Annotated in this window: 13 protein-coding genes; 10 read left to right on the forward strand and 3 right to left on the reverse strand. The window is 50.7% G+C overall.

Going from position 1 to position 17,785, the window contains the following annotated elements; genetic code table 11:
• Positions 1–16: 16 nt before the first annotated feature.
• Positions 17–328 carry a plasmid stabilization protein gene (locus tag BM202_RS07835; protein ID WP_093824667.1) on the reverse strand — a complete coding sequence of 104 codons (312 nt, stop codon included), beginning with the start codon at positions 326–328 and terminating at the stop codon, positions 17–19.
• Between the two features lie 275 nt (positions 329–603).
• Here BM202_RS07835 and BM202_RS07840 point away from each other — a divergent pair, with 275 nt between their 5' ends.
• From BM202_RS07840 to BM202_RS07885, 10 genes are all read left to right on the forward strand, one after another.
• On the forward strand, positions 604–1,791 hold the full coding sequence (locus BM202_RS07840; RefSeq protein ID WP_093824669.1) for an esterase: 1,188 nt from the start codon (positions 604–606) through the stop codon (positions 1,789–1,791).
• Positions 1,792–1,849: 58 nt separating this feature from the next.
• Positions 1,850–3,010, forward strand: coding sequence for an esterase (locus BM202_RS07845; protein ID WP_093824671.1), 1,161 nt, complete (start codon positions 1,850–1,852; stop codon positions 3,008–3,010).
• A gap of 36 nt (positions 3,011–3,046) precedes the next feature.
• Positions 3,047–3,922: an alpha/beta hydrolase gene (locus tag BM202_RS07850; RefSeq protein ID WP_093824672.1), complete on the forward strand. Its 876-nt coding sequence runs from the start codon at positions 3,047–3,049 to the stop codon at positions 3,920–3,922.
• 3 nt (positions 3,923–3,925) lie between these two features.
• The gene (locus BM202_RS07855; RefSeq protein ID WP_093824674.1) at positions 3,926–8,032 is read left to right on the forward strand and encodes a glycosyl hydrolase; all 4,107 of its coding nucleotides are present in this window, start codon (positions 3,926–3,928) and stop codon (positions 8,030–8,032) included.
• A gap of 6 nt (positions 8,033–8,038) precedes the next feature.
• A complete protein-coding gene (locus BM202_RS07860; protein WP_093824676.1) occupies positions 8,039–9,577 on the forward strand; it encodes a carboxylesterase/lipase family protein in 1,539 nt (512 codons plus the stop codon).
• A gap of 28 nt (positions 9,578–9,605) precedes the next feature.
• The gene (locus tag BM202_RS07865; protein WP_093824678.1) at positions 9,606–11,945 is read left to right on the forward strand and encodes a glycoside hydrolase family 3 protein; all 2,340 of its coding nucleotides are present in this window, start codon (positions 9,606–9,608) and stop codon (positions 11,943–11,945) included.
• 126 nt (positions 11,946–12,071) lie between these two features.
• A complete protein-coding gene (locus tag BM202_RS07870) occupies positions 12,072–12,473 on the forward strand; it encodes a hypothetical protein (RefSeq protein WP_093824680.1) in 402 nt (133 codons plus the stop codon).
• A 272-nt stretch (positions 12,474–12,745) separates the two neighbouring features.
• Positions 12,746–14,449 (forward strand): tetratricopeptide repeat protein, encoded by a 1,704-nt coding sequence (locus BM202_RS07875; protein ID WP_177236527.1) that lies wholly within the window; start codon positions 12,746–12,748, stop codon positions 14,447–14,449.
• A gap of 115 nt (positions 14,450–14,564) precedes the next feature.
• The gene (locus BM202_RS07880) at positions 14,565–15,128 is read left to right on the forward strand and encodes a porin family protein (protein WP_093824682.1); all 564 of its coding nucleotides are present in this window, start codon (positions 14,565–14,567) and stop codon (positions 15,126–15,128) included.
• A 120-nt stretch (positions 15,129–15,248) separates the two neighbouring features.
• Positions 15,249–15,590 (forward strand): hypothetical protein, encoded by a 342-nt coding sequence (locus BM202_RS07885; protein ID WP_093824684.1) that lies wholly within the window; start codon positions 15,249–15,251, stop codon positions 15,588–15,590.
• 115 nt (positions 15,591–15,705) lie between these two features.
• On the opposite strand, the gene BM202_RS07890 is transcribed toward BM202_RS07885, so the two are convergent.
• Positions 15,706–16,872, reverse strand: a complete 1,167-nt coding sequence (locus BM202_RS07890; RefSeq protein WP_093824686.1) for an aldose epimerase family protein — start codon at positions 16,870–16,872, stop codon at positions 15,706–15,708.
• 173 nt (positions 16,873–17,045) lie between these two features.
• The gene (locus BM202_RS07895; protein WP_093824687.1) at positions 17,046–17,744 is read right to left on the reverse strand and encodes an L-ribulose-5-phosphate 4-epimerase; all 699 of its coding nucleotides are present in this window, start codon (positions 17,742–17,744) and stop codon (positions 17,046–17,048) included.
• Positions 17,745–17,785 lie beyond the last annotated feature (41 nt).

Below are 17,785 nucleotides of genomic sequence, written 5' to 3' on the forward strand. Positions count from 1 at the left end.
GGTGTAACCTGTATGATTAGTAAGCGCTCGCTGCATTTTTCTTGCGCGTGTCAGCTGCTTTCTTAGCCGAGGCTGATCGTTCTTCCGGTGTACGCGACGCCGAAGCGGCCCCACCTTTACGACCTCCTTTTTGAACTGGTTCCTTATTTTCGGCGTGGCCCCGGCCCGAGCCGCTCTTTTTGCCACCGCCCGACTCTTTATTGACGGTTTCCCAGGCTCGGCGCTCGGCTTCTTCAGTAGGCACGCCCCGATCTTCGTATCCTTCCTCAATGTGTTCAGCCTGCCGTTTTTGCTTATCGGTATACGCTGATTTATCTCCTCGTGGCATAGTTACATGTGGTTTAGTTGATAATTGATTTTGCCACTAAACCACGAGTCATATCGTTTGTTTGTCCCGGAAAAATTACCTGAGGTAACGGATGTAGCGACAAACATTGTGCCACAGAGTAAAGCCCATACGTTGTTCCATGCCTCATATTGAGCGCTTCCTTACTCCTGTAAAAAGTCAAATTATGCTAGTTAGTCATTAAAATTTACAAAAAATGCCGTTACGTACTTTTGACGGTTAGAAACTTTGCGTACTTTTAACGCAAAGGTAAATTCATGACTGCAACGAGAATTAGCTTCCTGCTCAGCGTACTTTTTCTGGCCGGAATGCATTGGGCCGAAGCCCAGCAAGCGCACGTTAATCTGGACTGGAATCCCCAGAAAAACACGCAGAATCTGGTTCCGTTCGGGGCCAGTGTTATCTCACCCGAAGTTCGTGACGATCATACGATTACGTTTCGGCTGAAAGCGCCCGATGCTAAACAGGTCCTGCTGACCGGCGGACCTATTCTGCTGGCGTTGGCAAAAAAAGATCCGATTCCGTTTCGAAAAGACAACGACAGCCTTTGGACGCTGACCGTCGGGCCTGTCAAGCCGGATATTTACGTTTATAAATTCATTATTGATGGCGTAACCGTTCCCGATCCGAACAATACGTTAACGGGTTTCAATGATCAGCCGGGCTATAGCAACGTAGTGGTTCAGGGTGATGGCCCCGCTTATTACGATGCCAAACCCGTGCCGCACGGTGCCGTAACCCGCCATATCTACCATTCGGACGTATTGAACGGCGAACGGGAAATGTACGTCTATACGCCCCCCGGTTATTCGACTAAAAAGAAATATCCGGTACTGTATCTGGTTGGCGGCAGTGGTGAACTTGCCTCTGGCTGGAGTCTCGACGGTCGCGCAAATTTCATTGCTGACAACCTCATTGCCGAAGGGAAGATGGTGCCGATGCTGATTGCGATGCCGAACAATCAGGTCGTTCACCGGACTGATCCGAAGCACACCGAAAAGACATTTCCGCTTTTTGAAGACGAACTGAAAAAGCAGATTATCCCCTTCATGGATAAAACCTACAGTACGCGGGCCGATCGGAAAGGTCGTGCGTTGGCTGGCCTGTCGATGGGTGGGCGGCACACGCAGTTAGTGGGGCTTAAGAATCTGGATTTGTTCAGTTCGTTTGGTGTCCTGAGCGCGGGTGATCTGGAAACCGAGACCGTCAGTGCGGCTTTGCTGAACGATCCGGCAGCCAACCAGAAAGTAGATTATCTGCTGGTCGGGCAGGGGACCGGCGAAGTAGCGACCATTGGCAAACGGGCTGTTGCCTTGCACGAAGCCCTGCAAAAACACAACATCAAGCACGATTACTACGTCGGTGGCGACGGGGCGCATGACTGGGGCACCTGGCGACATTTGCTCTATTACAAATTGCTGCCTAATCTCTGGCGTACCAAATAGATTTCTCTGATGAATGGCTTGCCATCGAACCAAACCCTTAAAACCATTTTCTAATCGTATGAAAACCTCAACCACTACACGCGGCTTTCTACTGGCTTTGTGTACATCGCTGGCTGCGTCGCTGACTATGGCACAGGCACCACAACGGATACCCACACCCAACGATACGTTGAAATCGCCCAAAGTGCTGGACGACAAACGGGCAATGATTCAGATATATGCGCCCAAAGCCAGTGAAGTAATGGTGGGTGGGGATTTCATTGCGGGTGGTAAGCCACTCAGTCTTACTAAAAATGATCAGGGCGTTTGGTCTGTTGTAACAGCACCACTCAAGCCCGATTATTACACCTACACGCTAATGGTCGATGGTGTTCGGACAATGGACCCCAAGAATCCGACCATCAAACAGGGAATCAGTAGCCTTGAGAACGTAATGGCTGTACCAGGTACTGAAACCGCATTTGAGGACAACAAAGCAGTGCCTCATGGCGAAGTGCGGGAAGTCTGGTATCAATCCAATACGTTGGGAATGGCACGACGGTTGCACGTTTACACGCCACCGGGCTACGAAAAAGGCAACACCAAATACCCCATATTTTATCTGCTGCATGGTGCGGGCGATGATGATTCCGGTTGGAATACCGTAGGTCGGGCTGGCTTTATTCTGGACAATCTGATTGCCGCCGGGAAGGCCAAGCCGATGGTTGTTGTGATGCCCAACGGTAGTATGCCCATGCCACCGTCAACGGGTATGCCCGATGCGAATATGATGAACCGGATGCGGTCGCTCTTTGCCGATGAGTTTTTGAAAGAGATCATGCCGACGGTCGAGAAGACGTACCGCGTGTTGCCGAACCGCGAAAACCGCGCACTGGCTGGCCTGTCGATGGGTGGGTTCCAGACGCTGGACGTTTCGTTAACGCGCCCCGAACTGTTTGATTACGTCGGCGTTTTCAGTTCGGGTTTCTTCGGAGCGACAATTGACGAGGCAGAGACGAAATATGCCAAAGCCCTGAATGATCCTTCGTTCAATAAAAACAAAAAACTCTTCTGGGTGAGTATTGGCAAGGATGATTTTGTGATGGATGCCAACAAAAAGACGCTGGCGCTGCTCGACAAACATCAGATCAAGTATCAATACCAGGAAACGTCGGGTGGGCATACCTGGGTCAACTGGCGGCAGTACCTGAACCAATACGTTCCCATGCTTTTTAAATAGTTAACGGCTGCAACCGATCTATATATCACCTACTCTATGAAATCAATACGTTTCTCTTTATTGGCCGGTCTACTGATCTTATCTGCGGTTTCATTAGCTGCCAAAGTTGACTCATTGGACGTTCCGTCGGCGGTAATGCAGAAAAACCTGAAGGCGGTCGTTGTTACGCCCAATTCGTACAGCAAAGGAAAAACGACCTATCCTGTTTTGTATCTGTTGCACGGCGGTAGTGGTCGATTCAGCGACTGGATTTCCAAAACGCCCGACAAGATGCTGCTGCAAAATCTGTCTGATCAATACAACCTGATCATCGTGACGCCGGAAGGCGAACCGCTGGGCGGCTATATTGATAGTAAGTTTCAGAAAGACAGCCAGTTTGAGACGTATATCACCAAAGAAGTTATCGAGAAAATTGACAATACGTACCGAACCATCCGAGACCGGAAAGGTCGCGTGATTACGGGACTGAGCATGGGCGGGCATGGGGCTTTGTACCTGTCAGCGCGCCATCCTGACCTGTATTGCGCGGCTGGCAGCATGAGCGGGGCCGTTGATTTAGATCGGAAAAACTGGAAAATAGCACCAGACTTTGAAAAGCAGATTGCTGCTCCTTTTGAGCGGATTCTGGGATCAGTAGGTGCCACGCCCGATTTATACGCGGCCAATTCCGTGGTGAATATGGTTGATAAGCTGAAAACGAATGACCTGAAAATCATCATTGATTGTGGCGTCGATGATTTTTTAATCGAACCCAACCGTGAACTGCATCGACGGCTGGTTTATAACAAAACACCGCACGATTATACCGAGCGTCCCGGTGGTCATACCTGGGATTATTGGGAAAATTCACTGCCCTATCACGTCCTGTTTTTCAATAAGATACTAAAGGCAAATGGTGTTGTAACGCCTTAATTGATGAAAAGACGCACCTTTCTAAAAAATAGCGCTACGGCTGGCTTAGTGGCCGTCATTACGCCATCGGGAATCATTCAGGTCAAGTCAAAACAAGCCGCCCTGGCATCTGGGGCGGCTGACTCGTTTGAAGACGCGTTCGTGAATCCGCCCATGTCAGCGCGGGCGCAGTGTTGGTGGCACTGGATGAATGGCAACGTAACGGCCGATGGAATTACCCGCGATCTGGAAGCCATGAAGCAAATTGGCCTCGGTGGGTTCCAGAATTTCGACGCCGGAACGGGAATTCCGAAAGGCCCGGTTGTGTATTTGAGCCCGGAGTGGCTCAGCCTGAAACAACACACGATCAAGGAAGCCGAACGATTGGGCTTGGAATTTACCATGCACAATTGCCCCGGCTGGTCGTCGAGTGGTGGGCCGTGGATTACCCCGGAAATGGCCATGCAACAGGTAACGTGGAGTGAAGCATTCGTTGCGGGTGGTAAAGACATAACCGTTACGTTACCCAAACCACTGACCAAACTTGACTATTATCGGGACGTAGCGGTGATTGCTTTCCCCTCCCTTCCCGGCGAAGCGCCCCTGCAAACGCTGGTCAGCAAAGCGACAGGTAGCGGATCGGCCGAAGCGGTTTCTGTTGAGCAACTGGCTGGTTCGCAGGGCGTAGCGGTGCAACCGGCTGCGGACGGCAAAACAACGTATCTACAATTGGAATTCACCCAGCCGTACGAAGCTCATTCCATTGCTTTCCTGAGCAAGCCGATGGGAGCCGCACCTTCGGGTGGGGGAGGCTTTGGGGGTGGACCGCCACTCACGCTCGAAGCGTCGGATGATGGCACCCAGTTTCGGAAAGTAGCCACCGGCAGTGCCGGGCGGGCTGCCGACGATTCGCTGAGTCTGATTGAATTTCCCGCGACCAAAGCGAAGTTCTTCCGCATTACGTCGCCCGGTGCCCGGCAGTATTCGCAGGTTCGTTTTTCGGGGACGGCGCGGCTGGACAACTGGCTTAGAAAAACGAACAATGCCTTTGGCGTTATGGGCGTCAGTGAATCGAAAGAGGTTGCTGGTCAAGCCGCTATCAGGCTGGAGTCCATTGTCGATATCAGCAGGCAGATGGGGAGCGATGGCGTTCTGACCTGGAAAGCACCCGCCGGAAACTGGACCATCCTGCGAATCGGCTACACGCCAAAAGGCGAGTTGAACCGCTCGGCACCTGATACGGGCGTCGGGCTGGAATGCGATAAATACAGCCAGTCGGCCATTGATTCTCATTTCAAAAAGATGATGGAGAACTTGCTGCCGACACTGGGTTCGCTGGCCAAAAAAGGGAAAGTTGGTTTGCTAATCGATAGTTATGAAGTCGGGATGCAGAACTGGACGGCGCAGTTTCCACAGGAATTTCAGAAACGCTCGGGCTATTCACTCATAGCGTACCTGCCAACGCTGACCGGCCGGATTGTGGGCAATGTGGATACAACGGAGCGATTCCTATGGGATTTCCGTCGGGTGCAGTCCGATCTGATGGCCGATAATTACTACGGTCGGTTTCGCGAACTCTGCCATCAGCAGAATATCGTTGCCTACGCGGAACCGTATGACCGGGGACCGATGGAGGAAATGCAGATTGGCGCGCGGGTCGATGTGAACATGGGCGAATTCTGGAATGGCCTGTCGTCGCTGTTTCAGAATAACTGGACCATGCGCCGAACCACCAAACTGGCGGCTTCCATCGCGCACATTAATGGACAGAAGGCGGGGGGCGGCACACCCGACAATCCGCAGGTGGTTGGTGCTGAATCGTTTACCGGCGAACCTGAATCGTCGCGTTGGCAGGAATATCCGTTTGCCATGAAAGCAACGGGCGACAAGATGTTCACGCAGGGATTGAACAAAATTATTTTTCACCGATACGCCCACCAACCGCATCCGACCGCCCTGCCGGGCATGACGATGGGGCCGTGGGGCATTCATTTCGATCGCACAACAACTTGGTGGAATCAGGGACGGGCGTGGCTGGATTATCTGGCGCGCTGCCAAAGCCTATTGCAGCAGGGTTTGTTTGTGGCTGATCTGGCGTACTTTACGGGTGAAGAAGGCAATGAATATACGAAGGCGTTGCCCGAGGAATTGACCCCGGCACCTTCGGGTGAGGGATACGATTACGACCTAATCAATGGCGAAACGCTAGTCAAACGCGCTAAAATTTCCAACGGAAAGCTCACGCTGCCCGACGGCATGAGTTACCGGATTCTGGTGCTTCAGGATCACAAAGCACTCAGTCTGGACTTGTTACGTAAACTGCGCGATTTTGTGAAGGATGGCCTGATGTTGGTGGGAGCCAAACCGACAAAGTCACTAGGGCTTCGCGGTCGCGCGGCAGGCGAAACGGAATTTCAGCAACTTACAACCGAAATCTGGGGATCGATCAACGGGACAACCGTTACCGAAAATCGATCCGGGAAAGGCCGTGTTTTCTGGGGACAACCGATTCAAATCATCCTCACTACGTTGGCGATTAAGCCGGATGTGGTCATTACGTCCCGTTCCGGCGATGCGCCCGTTACGTATATCCACCGGCAGATTGGTAGTGCCGACGTTTACTTCCTGGCGAATCAGCGACGAACGGCCGAAGAACTGGTCTGTACCTTTCGGGTGAATGGCAAGCAGCCTGAACTCTGGGATGCCAATACGGGCCAACGAACACCGCTACGTATTTTCGATACGCAGGCGAATCAAACGCAGGTTTCCATTCAACTCGAACCGGCTGGTTCTGCGTTCGTTGTCTTTCGCTCACCGGCTCCGGCCAGGCGATGGCAGGCAGTCGTACGTGGCAAAGAGACCTTGCTCACCGCGAAACCCTTCCCAATTCCAGCCCAAAAAGGCTACAAGGACGTAACGAATAATTTCACCATCAGTCTGTGGGCCAAGCCGGAGCTTAACGTAATGCTGGCACCCAATGGATTTTTGGAACACGTAAAAGAACCCTGGACGGACTACTACGCCATTTATCCGCCTTCGGGTGTTGAATTGTATGGAGCCGGTCATGCTGTCTGCGGACTATGCATTGGCCGTAACGGCGTGGCGGTCTGGGAACGTACCAGCGGGAAACCTGTCTTCAAACTGGGTGCCACGACGCCTATTTCGGGATGGAGCCACGTAGCGTTGGTGTATAAAGAAGGGGTTCCGTCGGTTTATATGAATGGCAAACTCATTCAGACTGGAAAAAGCGGAGGGAGCATTGTGCATCCGGGTTTAGGACAGGCTTATTTGAGCGATGGCGCTTCCTTTTATAACGGCGACATGACCGACCCCCAACTGCTTACTGAAGCTTTGAGCGATGATCGAATTCAGCAGTTGGCCACGCAGGTACGCCCGACAACTGCTACGTTGCCGGTTGTCGAAATGGCGAGAGATGGCAAACCTGCGTTGCTTTTCTGGCAGAATGGCCAGTATGCGTTGCGCGACCAAACGGGTCGGGATACCGCGTTGACCGTTTCCAGGATTAATCAGCCAATGGAATTGACCGGTGACTGGCAGGTGAGTTTTCCTCCGGATATGGGGGCTCCTGAACGTATCACATTACCTAAATTGATTCCGCTGAACACCCATACGCAGGATGGCGTAACCCATTTTTCGGGTACGGCGACCTACACCAAAACATTTACCGTATCGGCTCAATCCAGTGGGAAACGCGTATTTGTCGATTTGGGCCGGGTAGAAGTTTTGGCCAGTGTGACCGTAAATGGAAAAGATCTCGGCACGCTCTGGAAGCGACCCTATCAGATTGACATCACCGACGTAGTGAAAACCGGCACCAATACACTTGAAGTCAGGGTGACGAACCTGTGGCCAAACCGCCTGATTGGTGACGAATATTTGCCAGATCCGGATAAGTATACGCCCGGCGGTGGAGCCGGTGGATTTGCCAGTCTAAGCAACGGCGCTATTGTCGAATTGCCAACCTGGTACAAAGAAGGCAAGCCCAAACCCGCTGACGGACGCGTAACGTTCACCACCTGGAAGCATTATAACAAAGACTCTCCGCTGCTGGACTCCGGCTTGATTGGCCCGGTCGTTTTGCGGACGGCGGAACTGAAACTACTGACTTAATTTTCTATGAAGCACCTTATTCTTCTATTAGTGTTTATCTCGTTCACTACGTTCGGGCAATCGACAATTGTCAAAATCGAGGATGGGCAGATTGAGGGAATGACCAATAAAGCGGGCGACATTCTGATTTTTAAAGGGATTCCGTTTGCGGCTTCACCCGTGGGTAACCTGCGCTGGAAAGCGCCACAACCCGTTGCTAAATGGGCTGACGTTCGGAAATGTGTGGCCTTTGGACCGAGTCCGATGCAGGCCAAACCCGCCCCGTTTATGTACTGGTCGTCGGAGTTTCTGATTCCCGAGGAGCCCATCAGCGAAGATTGTTTGTACCTGAACGTGTGGACGGGTGCCAAAACGCCTACCGAAAAACGACCGGTGCTGGTCTACATCTACGGCGGTGGTTTTCGGAGCGGAGGAAGCGCCTGCCCGATTTACGACGGTGAAGCAATGGCGAAAAAAGGCGTTGTTTTCGTGTCGATCAACTACCGGGTGGGCGTTTTTGGCTTTCTGGCTCACCCCGAACTTACACAGGAATCGGGCTATAATGCATCGGGGAATTATGCCCTTCTGGACATGATTGCCGCGCTGAAATGGGTTAAGAACAACGTAGAGGCAATGGGTGGTGATCCCGCCAACGTAACGATCGCCGGTCAGTCGGCGGGTGCGTTTGCAGTTAATTTCCTGACGGCGTCACCACTGGCCAAAGGACTTTTTCAACGCGCTATTGCTGAGAGTGGTGGCAGCTTTGTATCTAGTCCTAATCGCCCTAAGTTGGTCTTGCAAACTGCTGAACAGCAGGGTATCTCGTTCGCTAAATCACTGAATGCATCTTCGCTGGCTGATCTTCGGTCGAAGTCGGCCGATGATATACAGAAGGTAATGGGCGGTTTAAGTTCGCCCATTGTAGATGGCTACGTAATGCCCGAAAGCATCTATGACATCTATAAAAAAGGGAAGCAAAATGACGTATCACTCATCGTTGGGTGGAACGAAGATGATAAAACGATGGGTCAACCCGCCAAAGCGGATGCGTTTCGTGAACAGGTGAAAAAACGGTTTGGGGATAAGGCTGACGCCTTGCTGGCGATTTATCCAGCCGATACAGACGAGCAGGCCGCACAATCGCAGGGAAACATAAATAGGGACGAATCGTTTGGCATTCAGGATTATACGTGGGCGAAGATGCAGACAAAAACAGGGAAGTCCCCCGTCTTTGTTTACAACTTCAATCGGAAGCTGCCGGCCAATACGCCTGAGAGCCAGTTTGGCGCATTTCACTCTGGCGAAGTGGCGTATGCCTACAATAACCTGCACACCTTAAATCGTCCGTGGGAACCCGTTGATCATAAACTAGCGGATACCATGTCATCGTATTGGGTAAATTTTGTCCGAACGGGTAATCCTAATGGTACCAAATTGCCAAACTGGCCAGCCTATAAACCAGCTTCCGAGAACGTACTTATTCTGGATAAAACGATTCAAACTAAAGTGTTGCCAACGAAACCGCAACTAGCTTTCTGGGAGGACTATTATGGAGTGGGGAAGTAAGTTTTTGCTATTAATGAAACCTATAACTATGAGAAAACGAAACATCTACATCGGTGTCCTGAGCTTAGTCTCCGCATCCGTTACGTTCGGCCAGAACTGGACCGAAGCCAGGGTAGGAACCTGGACGAAGGTCACCAACAAGGGTGGCAAGGCGTTGGGTTACTCGCCAGCGTCGGGCGTAAAGCTCCTGACTGATAAAGGGTTTGCCTTTAAAGATCTGAACAAAAACGGCAAATTAGATAAGTACGAAGACTGGCGTTTACCCACCGATGTGCGGGCCAAAGATCTGGCGTCAAAGCTGACCGTCGATCAGATTGCCGGGCTGATGCTCTACAGCAAACACCAGCCCATTCCGGCCGCGGCAGGTGGACCCTTTGCCGGTACGTATGGCGGGAAAATCTTCGCGCAGAGCGGTGCCAACGTCTCCGATTTGTCGGATCAGCAGAAGGAGTTTCTGAATAAAGACAACCTGCGGCACGTACTCATTACGTCGGTGCAAAGTCCCGAAGCGGCTGCCGAGTGGAACAACAAGGCTCAGGCGCTGGTCGAAGGACTTGGCGTCGGCATTCCCATCAACAGCAGTTCAGACCCGCGTCATGGCACGCGCGCCGATGCCGAATTTAACGCGGGTGCGGGCGGAGCCATTTCCATGTGGCCCGGTTCGTTGGGTCTGGCCGCTACGTTCAACCCCGATCTGGTGCAGCGATTTGGACAGATTGCCGCAACAGAATATCGGTCATTAGGCATCGCTACGGCCCTTTCTCCGCAAGTCGATCTGGCGACTGATCCGCGCTGGAATCGCGTTAGTGGTACGTTTGGTGAAGATCCAAAACTGGCTACCGACATGGCCCGCGCCTATATCGACGGTTTCCAAACGTCAACCGGGGCGAACGAAATAACCGGTGGTTGGGGCTATCATAGCGTGAACGCGATGGTGAAGCACTGGCCGGGCGGTGGTTCGGGCGAAGGAGGTCGCGATGCGCACTATGGCTACGGCAAATACGCTGTGTATCCGGGGAAGAATTTTCAGACGCACTTTCTGCCGTTCCTGAACGGCGCGTTCAAGTTGAAAGGCAAAACGGGCATGGCGTCGGCCGTTATGCCCTACTACACGATTTCTTTCGATCAGGACAAGAAATACAACGAAAACGTGGGTAACAGCTATAATAAGTACATTATCAATGACTTGCTACGTACCAAATACAAGTACGATGGTGTCGTCTGCACGGACTGGCTCATCACCGCCGACGAAACCGCCGTCGATGTATTTCTGACTGGCAAATCGTGGGGTGTTGAAAAGTTGTCGGTGGCGCAACGGCACTACAAAATTCTAATGAATGGGGTGGATCAGTTCGGGGGTAACAACGAATCCAAGCCCGTGACAGACGCGTATCAAATGGGCGTCAAGGAGCGCGGTGAAGCGTTTATGCGGACGCGGTTTGAGCAGTCGGCTACGCGCTTGCTACGTAACATCTTCCAGGTTGGGCTGTTTGAAAATCCGTATCTGGATCCGCAGGTGTCGCAGAAATCGGTGGGAACGGCGGAGTTCATGAAGCAAGGGTATCAGGCGCAACTGGAATCTGTTGTGATGCTAAAAAACAAAGCGAAAGCCTTGCCCCTTACGAAAGGGAAAACGGTTTATATTCCGAAACGTTTTACGCCAGCGGGCCGTAATTTCCTCGGCATGGACATCCCCGAAAAACTGGAATATCCCGTCAATATGAGCATCGTGAAGAAGTTTTTCACCGTAACGGATAACCCTGCCGAAGCAGATTACGCGCTGGTATTCATACGAAGCCCAGATTCGGGGGGCGGCTATAGTACTGTCGATGCGAAAGCGGGTGGCACGGGCTACGTTCCCGTCAGTCTGCAATACGGCGACTACACCGCTCAGGGCACTCGTGACCCAAGCATTGCCGGTGGTGATCCGCTGGAGAAATTCACCAACCGGACGTACAGCGGAAAAACGGCCAAAACCATCAATACCAGCGATTTAAACATGGTAAAAGAGACGTTTGCCCAGATGAAAGGCAAACCGGTAATTGTAGCGCTGCAGGTCTCAAATCCAACGGTTGTGGCAGAATTTGAAAAAGAGTCGAATGCAGTGCTGGCGCATTTTGGCGTACAGGATCAGGCGCTTATGGACATCCTGACGGGTGTGCATGAACCATCGGCCTTGCTGCCCATGCAGTTTCCCGCCGATATGAAAACCGTAGAAACTCAGGCGGAAGACGTACCGCGCGACATGAAATGCTACGTTGATGCTGATGGAAATACGTATGATTTTGGCTTTGGCCTGAACTGGAAAGGCGTCATTCAGGATGCCCGCACAGCGAAGTACAAGCAGTCGACATTGAGCCTTAAGTAAATGCAATTGCATTTTTGTCAGGCTGATGTCGGTCAAGATACTCGTGAGTAGGTTTCCTCACGCATAGCATCGGTCAAACATCTTTACAACTACATCGGTTTAGTTACTAACTGAATTTTTGAACAGATGAAAACGATCAATTTTATAGCCATTGCACTATTAATAACCTTGTCGGTGAGTTCATGTACGCCGAAAATGACGTTCACTACGTCCACTATCGTTCCGTCAGCGACTGGAGAGGTAAAAGTGAAAAAGGATAAAAACAAGAATTACATCATTGATGTAAGCGTGATAAACCTGGCTGAGCCTCAGAAACTTACGCCTGCTAAAACAACCTATTTAGTCTGGATGGAATCCCGTGAGACTCGAACCAAGAAGTTAGGTCAGATCATGCCCGGTTCCAAGCTGCTTAAAGCTAGTTTAAGTGCAACCGCAACGGATGAACCGACCGACATTTTTATAACGGCAGAGGATAACGTTGATATTCAGTACCCAGACGGCCCCATCGTATTAACGACAAAAAAATGAGGCAATAAGCTTATTTTAAGCATGCATGAGCGGGGTGTCAGGTTTCAAAACCTGGCACCCCGTTACGTTTATAAATCGTTTCTCCGTCCTTCAGAAATGAATTTTACCTTTGAGGACGTTAATTGTTCCGTTCGACTATACAATAGTCTTCTATGTACTAAAATAATTGCCCGTCCACTTGCTAAAAATCTTGCTGCTTTCCCAGGCCTGGTTTATATCTTACATAGGTGAGTGGCCAGGCTATAGTGCGGAGCGATCAAAACCAGATTACTATGAAGCGTCGAAAAATTTTCTACCTAATGTCAATGGCTGCCGTTTTGGCGGTATTCCTCGGGTTTAATTCAGCGCGTAATCCACTGCTGGAACGGGATAATGGCATCCCTCTTTGCGGATCAGGGTCGGATGGTCGTATTGATCTAATGGAAAACGGGAAGTTTATGATTCCCTTACCGGGCTGGGGAAATCATTCCTACAAGATTTCTACGACTAGCGATAGTGCTCAGTTTTATTTTGATCAGGGCCTGACCATGTATTACAGCTACCATATGAAGGAAGCGATGGCCTCTTTCAAGGAAGCGGCACGCCTTGATCCAACTTGCCCGATGGCCTGGTGGGGGCAGGCATTGGCGGGCGGACCATTTTATAATGCGGCTCATTTGTACACGGTTCCGCCGGGTATGAGTACTGTACTCGCCCGAATGAACGACCTGGTCGCTACCGCCAGTCCGAAAGAAAAAAGGCTGATTCAGGTGATGAATACCCGATACTCGGCCGATCCAGTGGACAAGGAGCGGAAAAAACTCAATCAGGATTATGCAACGGCCACTAAGCAGCTACTCACTGAATTTGATGATCCGGACATAAAAATGCTTTATGTGGACGCGGTCATGTTGATACATGCCTGGGATTTCTGGACGCCCGATGGTACGCCGAAAGCCTGGACTCAGGAGGTAGCAGACCTCAGTGAGAACGTACTGAAACAATACCCGAATCATCCGGCGGCTTTGCATTATCAGATCCATCTTACCGAAGCGTCCCGTCATCCGGAAGTGGCACTGTCCAATGCAGACAAGCTCAAAACACAGCTGCCGGGCGTAGGGCATATGGTCCACATGGCGAGCCATGAATACCAGCGGAATGGGCTTTTCGAACAAGGAGTAGTCGTCAACGATAAGGCGGATGAAAACCTCGTACACTATGATTCACTGGTAGCAAGTCTTGGTTTGGTGAAACATTCGCCCCATTATTTTGCGGTGCAAACGTATTGCGCCCTGACCGGTGGCATGTATCAAACCGGACTGAAAGACGCCCTGCGCTGCCGTAAATCCGTAGCTCCGGTCGCTACGAATCCATACGATCAATATCTGTATATGCTGCCCTCGCTGACGCTGGTCAGACTGGGTAAATGGGATGAGGTTTTAGCATCCGGCAAACCATCTGAAGACTGGGGTTATGCCATGCTGCTGGATCATTTCTCACGGGGCATGGCGCTTGTCAGTACGGGGAAAACGGTGGAAGCCCAACAACAGCGTCAACTGCTTGCCGAACGATTGAAGGACCCCATTCTTGAAAAGCGACGTATTCCATTCAATGCCCCGCTGCCCGTGGCCCGTATTGCCGATCATATTCTGGAGGCATCCATACTTTTTGCGGAGAAAAAGCATGAGCAGGCCGTAGCAAGCCTTCAGAAGGCCATTCTCATTGAAGATCAACTGATTTATACGGAGCCGAGTGACTGGCCCTTACCCGCCCGGCAGTTTTTAGGCGCTTATCTGCTCAAAATGAAAAAGGTAAATGAAGCCGAAGCCGTGTACCGTCAGGATTTGGCTCATCATCCGGGCAATGGCTGGTCTTTAGTGGGTCTTCATAAAGCACTCAGTCTGCAAGGCAAAAACGCTGAATTGCCAAAGATTAAGGCGGGCTATCAAACCGCCTTTTCCAAAGCTGAACACATTCCTGAATCGTCTGTCTATTGATCTATTCTTGAGGTATCATTCAGCTACCAGACGGTTAAAAAACCTTAAAAGATCTGATCGCTTACAACCGGATTAGTCTACTACGTATCTCGTAAGTAAACAAACGATGTTTACTATGATACGGTATTTACTACTAGCAGGTCTGGTATTACCTCTGACTGGAGTCGCTCAAACGTTGACCAACAAACAACAGGATTTATTGGGGAAAGGGCATATCAACGTAGGCGTAAACGTTGGACAGGGCTATCGAGGTAATTATCCAACAACCAGGTATTTGTCACCACGCATCCAGTATTTTCTCACGGATGGCTGGTCTATCGCGGCTGAAGGACGTATCCTCAAGGCAAATTCGGTTTACGATCTGACGTACGTAGGCGGAGGTGTATCCACCAGATTTTATTTTGTGAGAGGCAAACGGTTTGCAGTATTCGCTCAGGCGGGGGCTGTTTACGGAAAAAGCAACTACCACAAATGGGACCCAACAGACGTAGAAGCGTCTTTGAACCATATACCCAACAACAACTGGCAGACGAGCGCGGGAGTAGGGGTTCATTACCGGTTAGGAAAACGCTGGTCGATCGAAGCGATTGCCGAGAGGAGTTGGCTACCAACGTCTTACCTGACGCCCGATTACAACCGTTGGCAGAGCAGTATTGGTATTAATTACCGGCTGAAATGAGTATTGTTCGTATTTAGGGAGTCAAAAATGAGGTAGAAGAATATAGCAACGGTTAATTTTTGTATGATTGCAGATGGCTATATGAATTAGTCTCTTACCATCACTTACACAACAGGAAAGATGAAGCGAATTCTCGCGGCTTTTGCGCTTATCGCTTTGAATTCGGGATGCGGAGGGAATAGTTGCGAAAGAGATGCTGAAAACTACCGACCCAGAGAATGTGCAATCAAAGTAGCGTCCCGAGACTTCAGGTGGCGTTGGTTTAGTATTTCGGGTACAAATACAAAGGATGGTACCCAAAATACGTATTCTGATCTGGGTAGCTGGTACCCTTTATTCACGGAGCATATTGCGATTGGTGATACCGTAGTTAAGCGTAAGAATGAACTTGTGTTTTATGTCCACAAAAAAGACACCGTTCTGGCGTTCCCCTTTGACTGTGAAGGTAAGGTTTTCCACTAAGCAAGCACGGCTAGTTTACGGCTAAGATTACGGCTGGTAAATAAACTGCCTCCAAACGTAGCGGGGTGGCCGATTCTGGAATCGGCCACCCCGCTACGTTTGGGATTAAGATACGTTATTCTTTCTTGGTCGAGAACTGATAGATCGTCGTTGATTTGTAGGTTTCTCCAGGACGTAGTGTCGTTGTTGGAAACGCCGGGTGGTTTGGTGAATCGGGGTAATGTTCCGTTTCCAGGCAGAGCGCGTACCGTTTTTTGTACGGGAAACCTTCGCGGCCTGTTACTGTACCATCCAGGAAATTGCCGGTATAAAACTGGATCGCGGGTTCGGTCGTGCGAACTTCCATCAGGCGACCGCTGGTGGGTTCATAGACCGTAGCGGCCAGTTTGAGCGAGTCGGCAGGACCGTTTAATACCCAGCCATGATCGTAGCCACCACCGTATTTAATCTGGGTATCGGTTGAGTCGTTGATACGCTTGCCAACAACGGTTGGATTCGTGAAATCGAAAGGTGTATTCGCTACGTCCTGCAATTTGCCGGTTGGAATCAGGGTTTTGTCAACTGGTATGAGCCTGTCGGCGTTGAGCGATACGACGTGGTCGAGGATGTCGCGTTTGGCGCCACCTGTTAGGTTAAAGTACGTGTGATTCGTCAGATTGACGACGGTTGGCTTATCCGTTGTGGCCTGATAATCAATCTTCAGGGCGTTGTCTTTTTGTAATGTATAAGTCACTTCAACCGTCAGATTGCCGGGATAGCCTTCTTCGCCATCTTTCGAGGTGTACTTGAGCTTAAGTGCGGGCTCGTCGCCGTCAACGGGCGTAGCGGTCCAGAGCACCTTATCGAAACCTACTTTGCCACCGTGCAGGTGATTGCCGAAGTTATTGATGAACAGGTTATAGGTTTTCCCGTCCAGCGTAAATTTTCCTTTGGCAATCCGGTTACCATACCGGCCAATCAGCGCTCCGAAATACGGGTTGTTCTTCACATAGCTCGACAGTGAATCCTGACCCAACGTAACGTCTTCAAATTTGCCATTCTTGTCGGGCGCTGTCAGCGACACAATAATGCCGCCGTAGTTGGTGATCTGGGCGGTCATGCCTGCTGCGTTACGTAGCGTGAACAGGTCTGCCGTTTGGCCGTCGGGCAGTTTGCCGTATGCCGTTTTTTCGATGCCGGGTTTTTCTTCGCTGGCTTCTTTTTCTTTCTTGGAGGAACAGGAGTTCATGGTTAATGTGCCCGTTAGAAGAGCCAGAGATAGTAATTGGGGGAATAATTTCATGAACGAATGCGGGTTTTGGAGGAGTGAGTAAGTAAACGTGTTTTCGTGTAAAGATCGTACCTACGCAGACACGTATAGGAAAAGGATATGGTATCCCATTAATACTTACAGTTTTTTGCTTAGCGCCGTGCCATGGTTCTTAACTGTGGCACGGCGCTAAGCAAAAAACTGACTTAACAACCCTGACCGTAGTAGGCGTTTACGCCGTGTTTGCGCTCGTAGTGTTTCAGCCGTAGTGAGTCTTTAATGCGGGGCGTGTTGGGGTTGATCTGGAGCGTCAGATACGCCATGCGGGCCACTTCTTCCAATACGGCCGCGTTATAAACGGCTTTGTCGGCATTTTTGCCCCAGGTAAACGGACCGTGATTTTGCAGAAGAACCATTTCCATTTCTTTGTACGACAAACCTTTCTCGGCAAAGACGTTGAAAATCTGATTGCCCGTTTCGTACTCATAATCACCCTGAATCATATCGTCGGTGAGGGCGGGTGCGCAGGGTATATCCTGATGGGTATGGTCGGCGTGGGTGGTTCCGAAGATAGGAATGTCCAGTCCAGCCTGAGCCCAGGCTACTGCGTAGGTACTGTGCGTGTGCACGATGCCGCCAATCGAATCCCAGGTTTTATACAGTGACGCGTGGGTTTTGGTATCCGACGACGGCCGCATTTTTCCCTCAACGATTTTAGCGTCGTAATCGCAGATCACGATGTCGTCAACGGTTAGTTTCTCGTAAGGCACACCACTGGGCTTGATGGCAAAAACGCTGCGTTCCCGATCAACCGCGCTGACATTACCGAACGTAAATAGCACTAAGCCCAGTTTGGGAAGCTGCATATTCGCTTCGAAACATTCTTCTTTTAAAGTCGTGTACATGGTTAATGAGCGAAAGAGTGAATGAGCGAAAGAGCGACTAG

The organism is Spirosoma endophyticum, from assembly GCF_900112365.1.
GTDB classification, from domain to species: Bacteria; Bacteroidota; Bacteroidia; order Cytophagales; family Spirosomataceae; genus Spirosoma; species Spirosoma endophyticum.

Coding starts and splice junctions, on each gene's coding strand:
- BM202_RS07835 (WP_093824667.1), bottom strand. CDS start 328: ATGCCACGAGGAGATAAATCAGCGTATACCGATAAGCAAAAACGGCAG.
- BM202_RS07840 (WP_093824669.1), top strand. CDS start 604: ATGACTGCAACGAGAATTAGCTTCCTGCTCAGCGTACTTTTTCTGGCC.
- BM202_RS07845 (WP_093824671.1), top strand. CDS start 1,850: ATGAAAACCTCAACCACTACACGCGGCTTTCTACTGGCTTTGTGTACA.
- BM202_RS07850 (WP_093824672.1), top strand. CDS start 3,047: ATGAAATCAATACGTTTCTCTTTATTGGCCGGTCTACTGATCTTATCT.
- BM202_RS07855 (WP_093824674.1), top strand. CDS start 3,926: ATGAAAAGACGCACCTTTCTAAAAAATAGCGCTACGGCTGGCTTAGTG.
- BM202_RS07860 (WP_093824676.1), top strand. CDS start 8,039: ATGAAGCACCTTATTCTTCTATTAGTGTTTATCTCGTTCACTACGTTC.
- BM202_RS07865 (WP_093824678.1), top strand. CDS start 9,606: ATGAGAAAACGAAACATCTACATCGGTGTCCTGAGCTTAGTCTCCGCA.
- BM202_RS07870 (WP_093824680.1), top strand. CDS start 12,072: ATGAAAACGATCAATTTTATAGCCATTGCACTATTAATAACCTTGTCG.
- BM202_RS07875 (WP_177236527.1), top strand. CDS start 12,746: ATGAAGCGTCGAAAAATTTTCTACCTAATGTCAATGGCTGCCGTTTTG.
- BM202_RS07880 (WP_093824682.1), top strand. CDS start 14,565: ATGATACGGTATTTACTACTAGCAGGTCTGGTATTACCTCTGACTGGA.
- BM202_RS07885 (WP_093824684.1), top strand. CDS start 15,249: ATGAAGCGAATTCTCGCGGCTTTTGCGCTTATCGCTTTGAATTCGGGA.
- BM202_RS07890 (WP_093824686.1), bottom strand. CDS start 16,872: ATGAAATTATTCCCCCAATTACTATCTCTGGCTCTTCTAACGGGCACA.
- BM202_RS07895 (WP_093824687.1), bottom strand. CDS start 17,744: ATGTACACGACTTTAAAAGAAGAATGTTTCGAAGCGAATATGCAGCTT.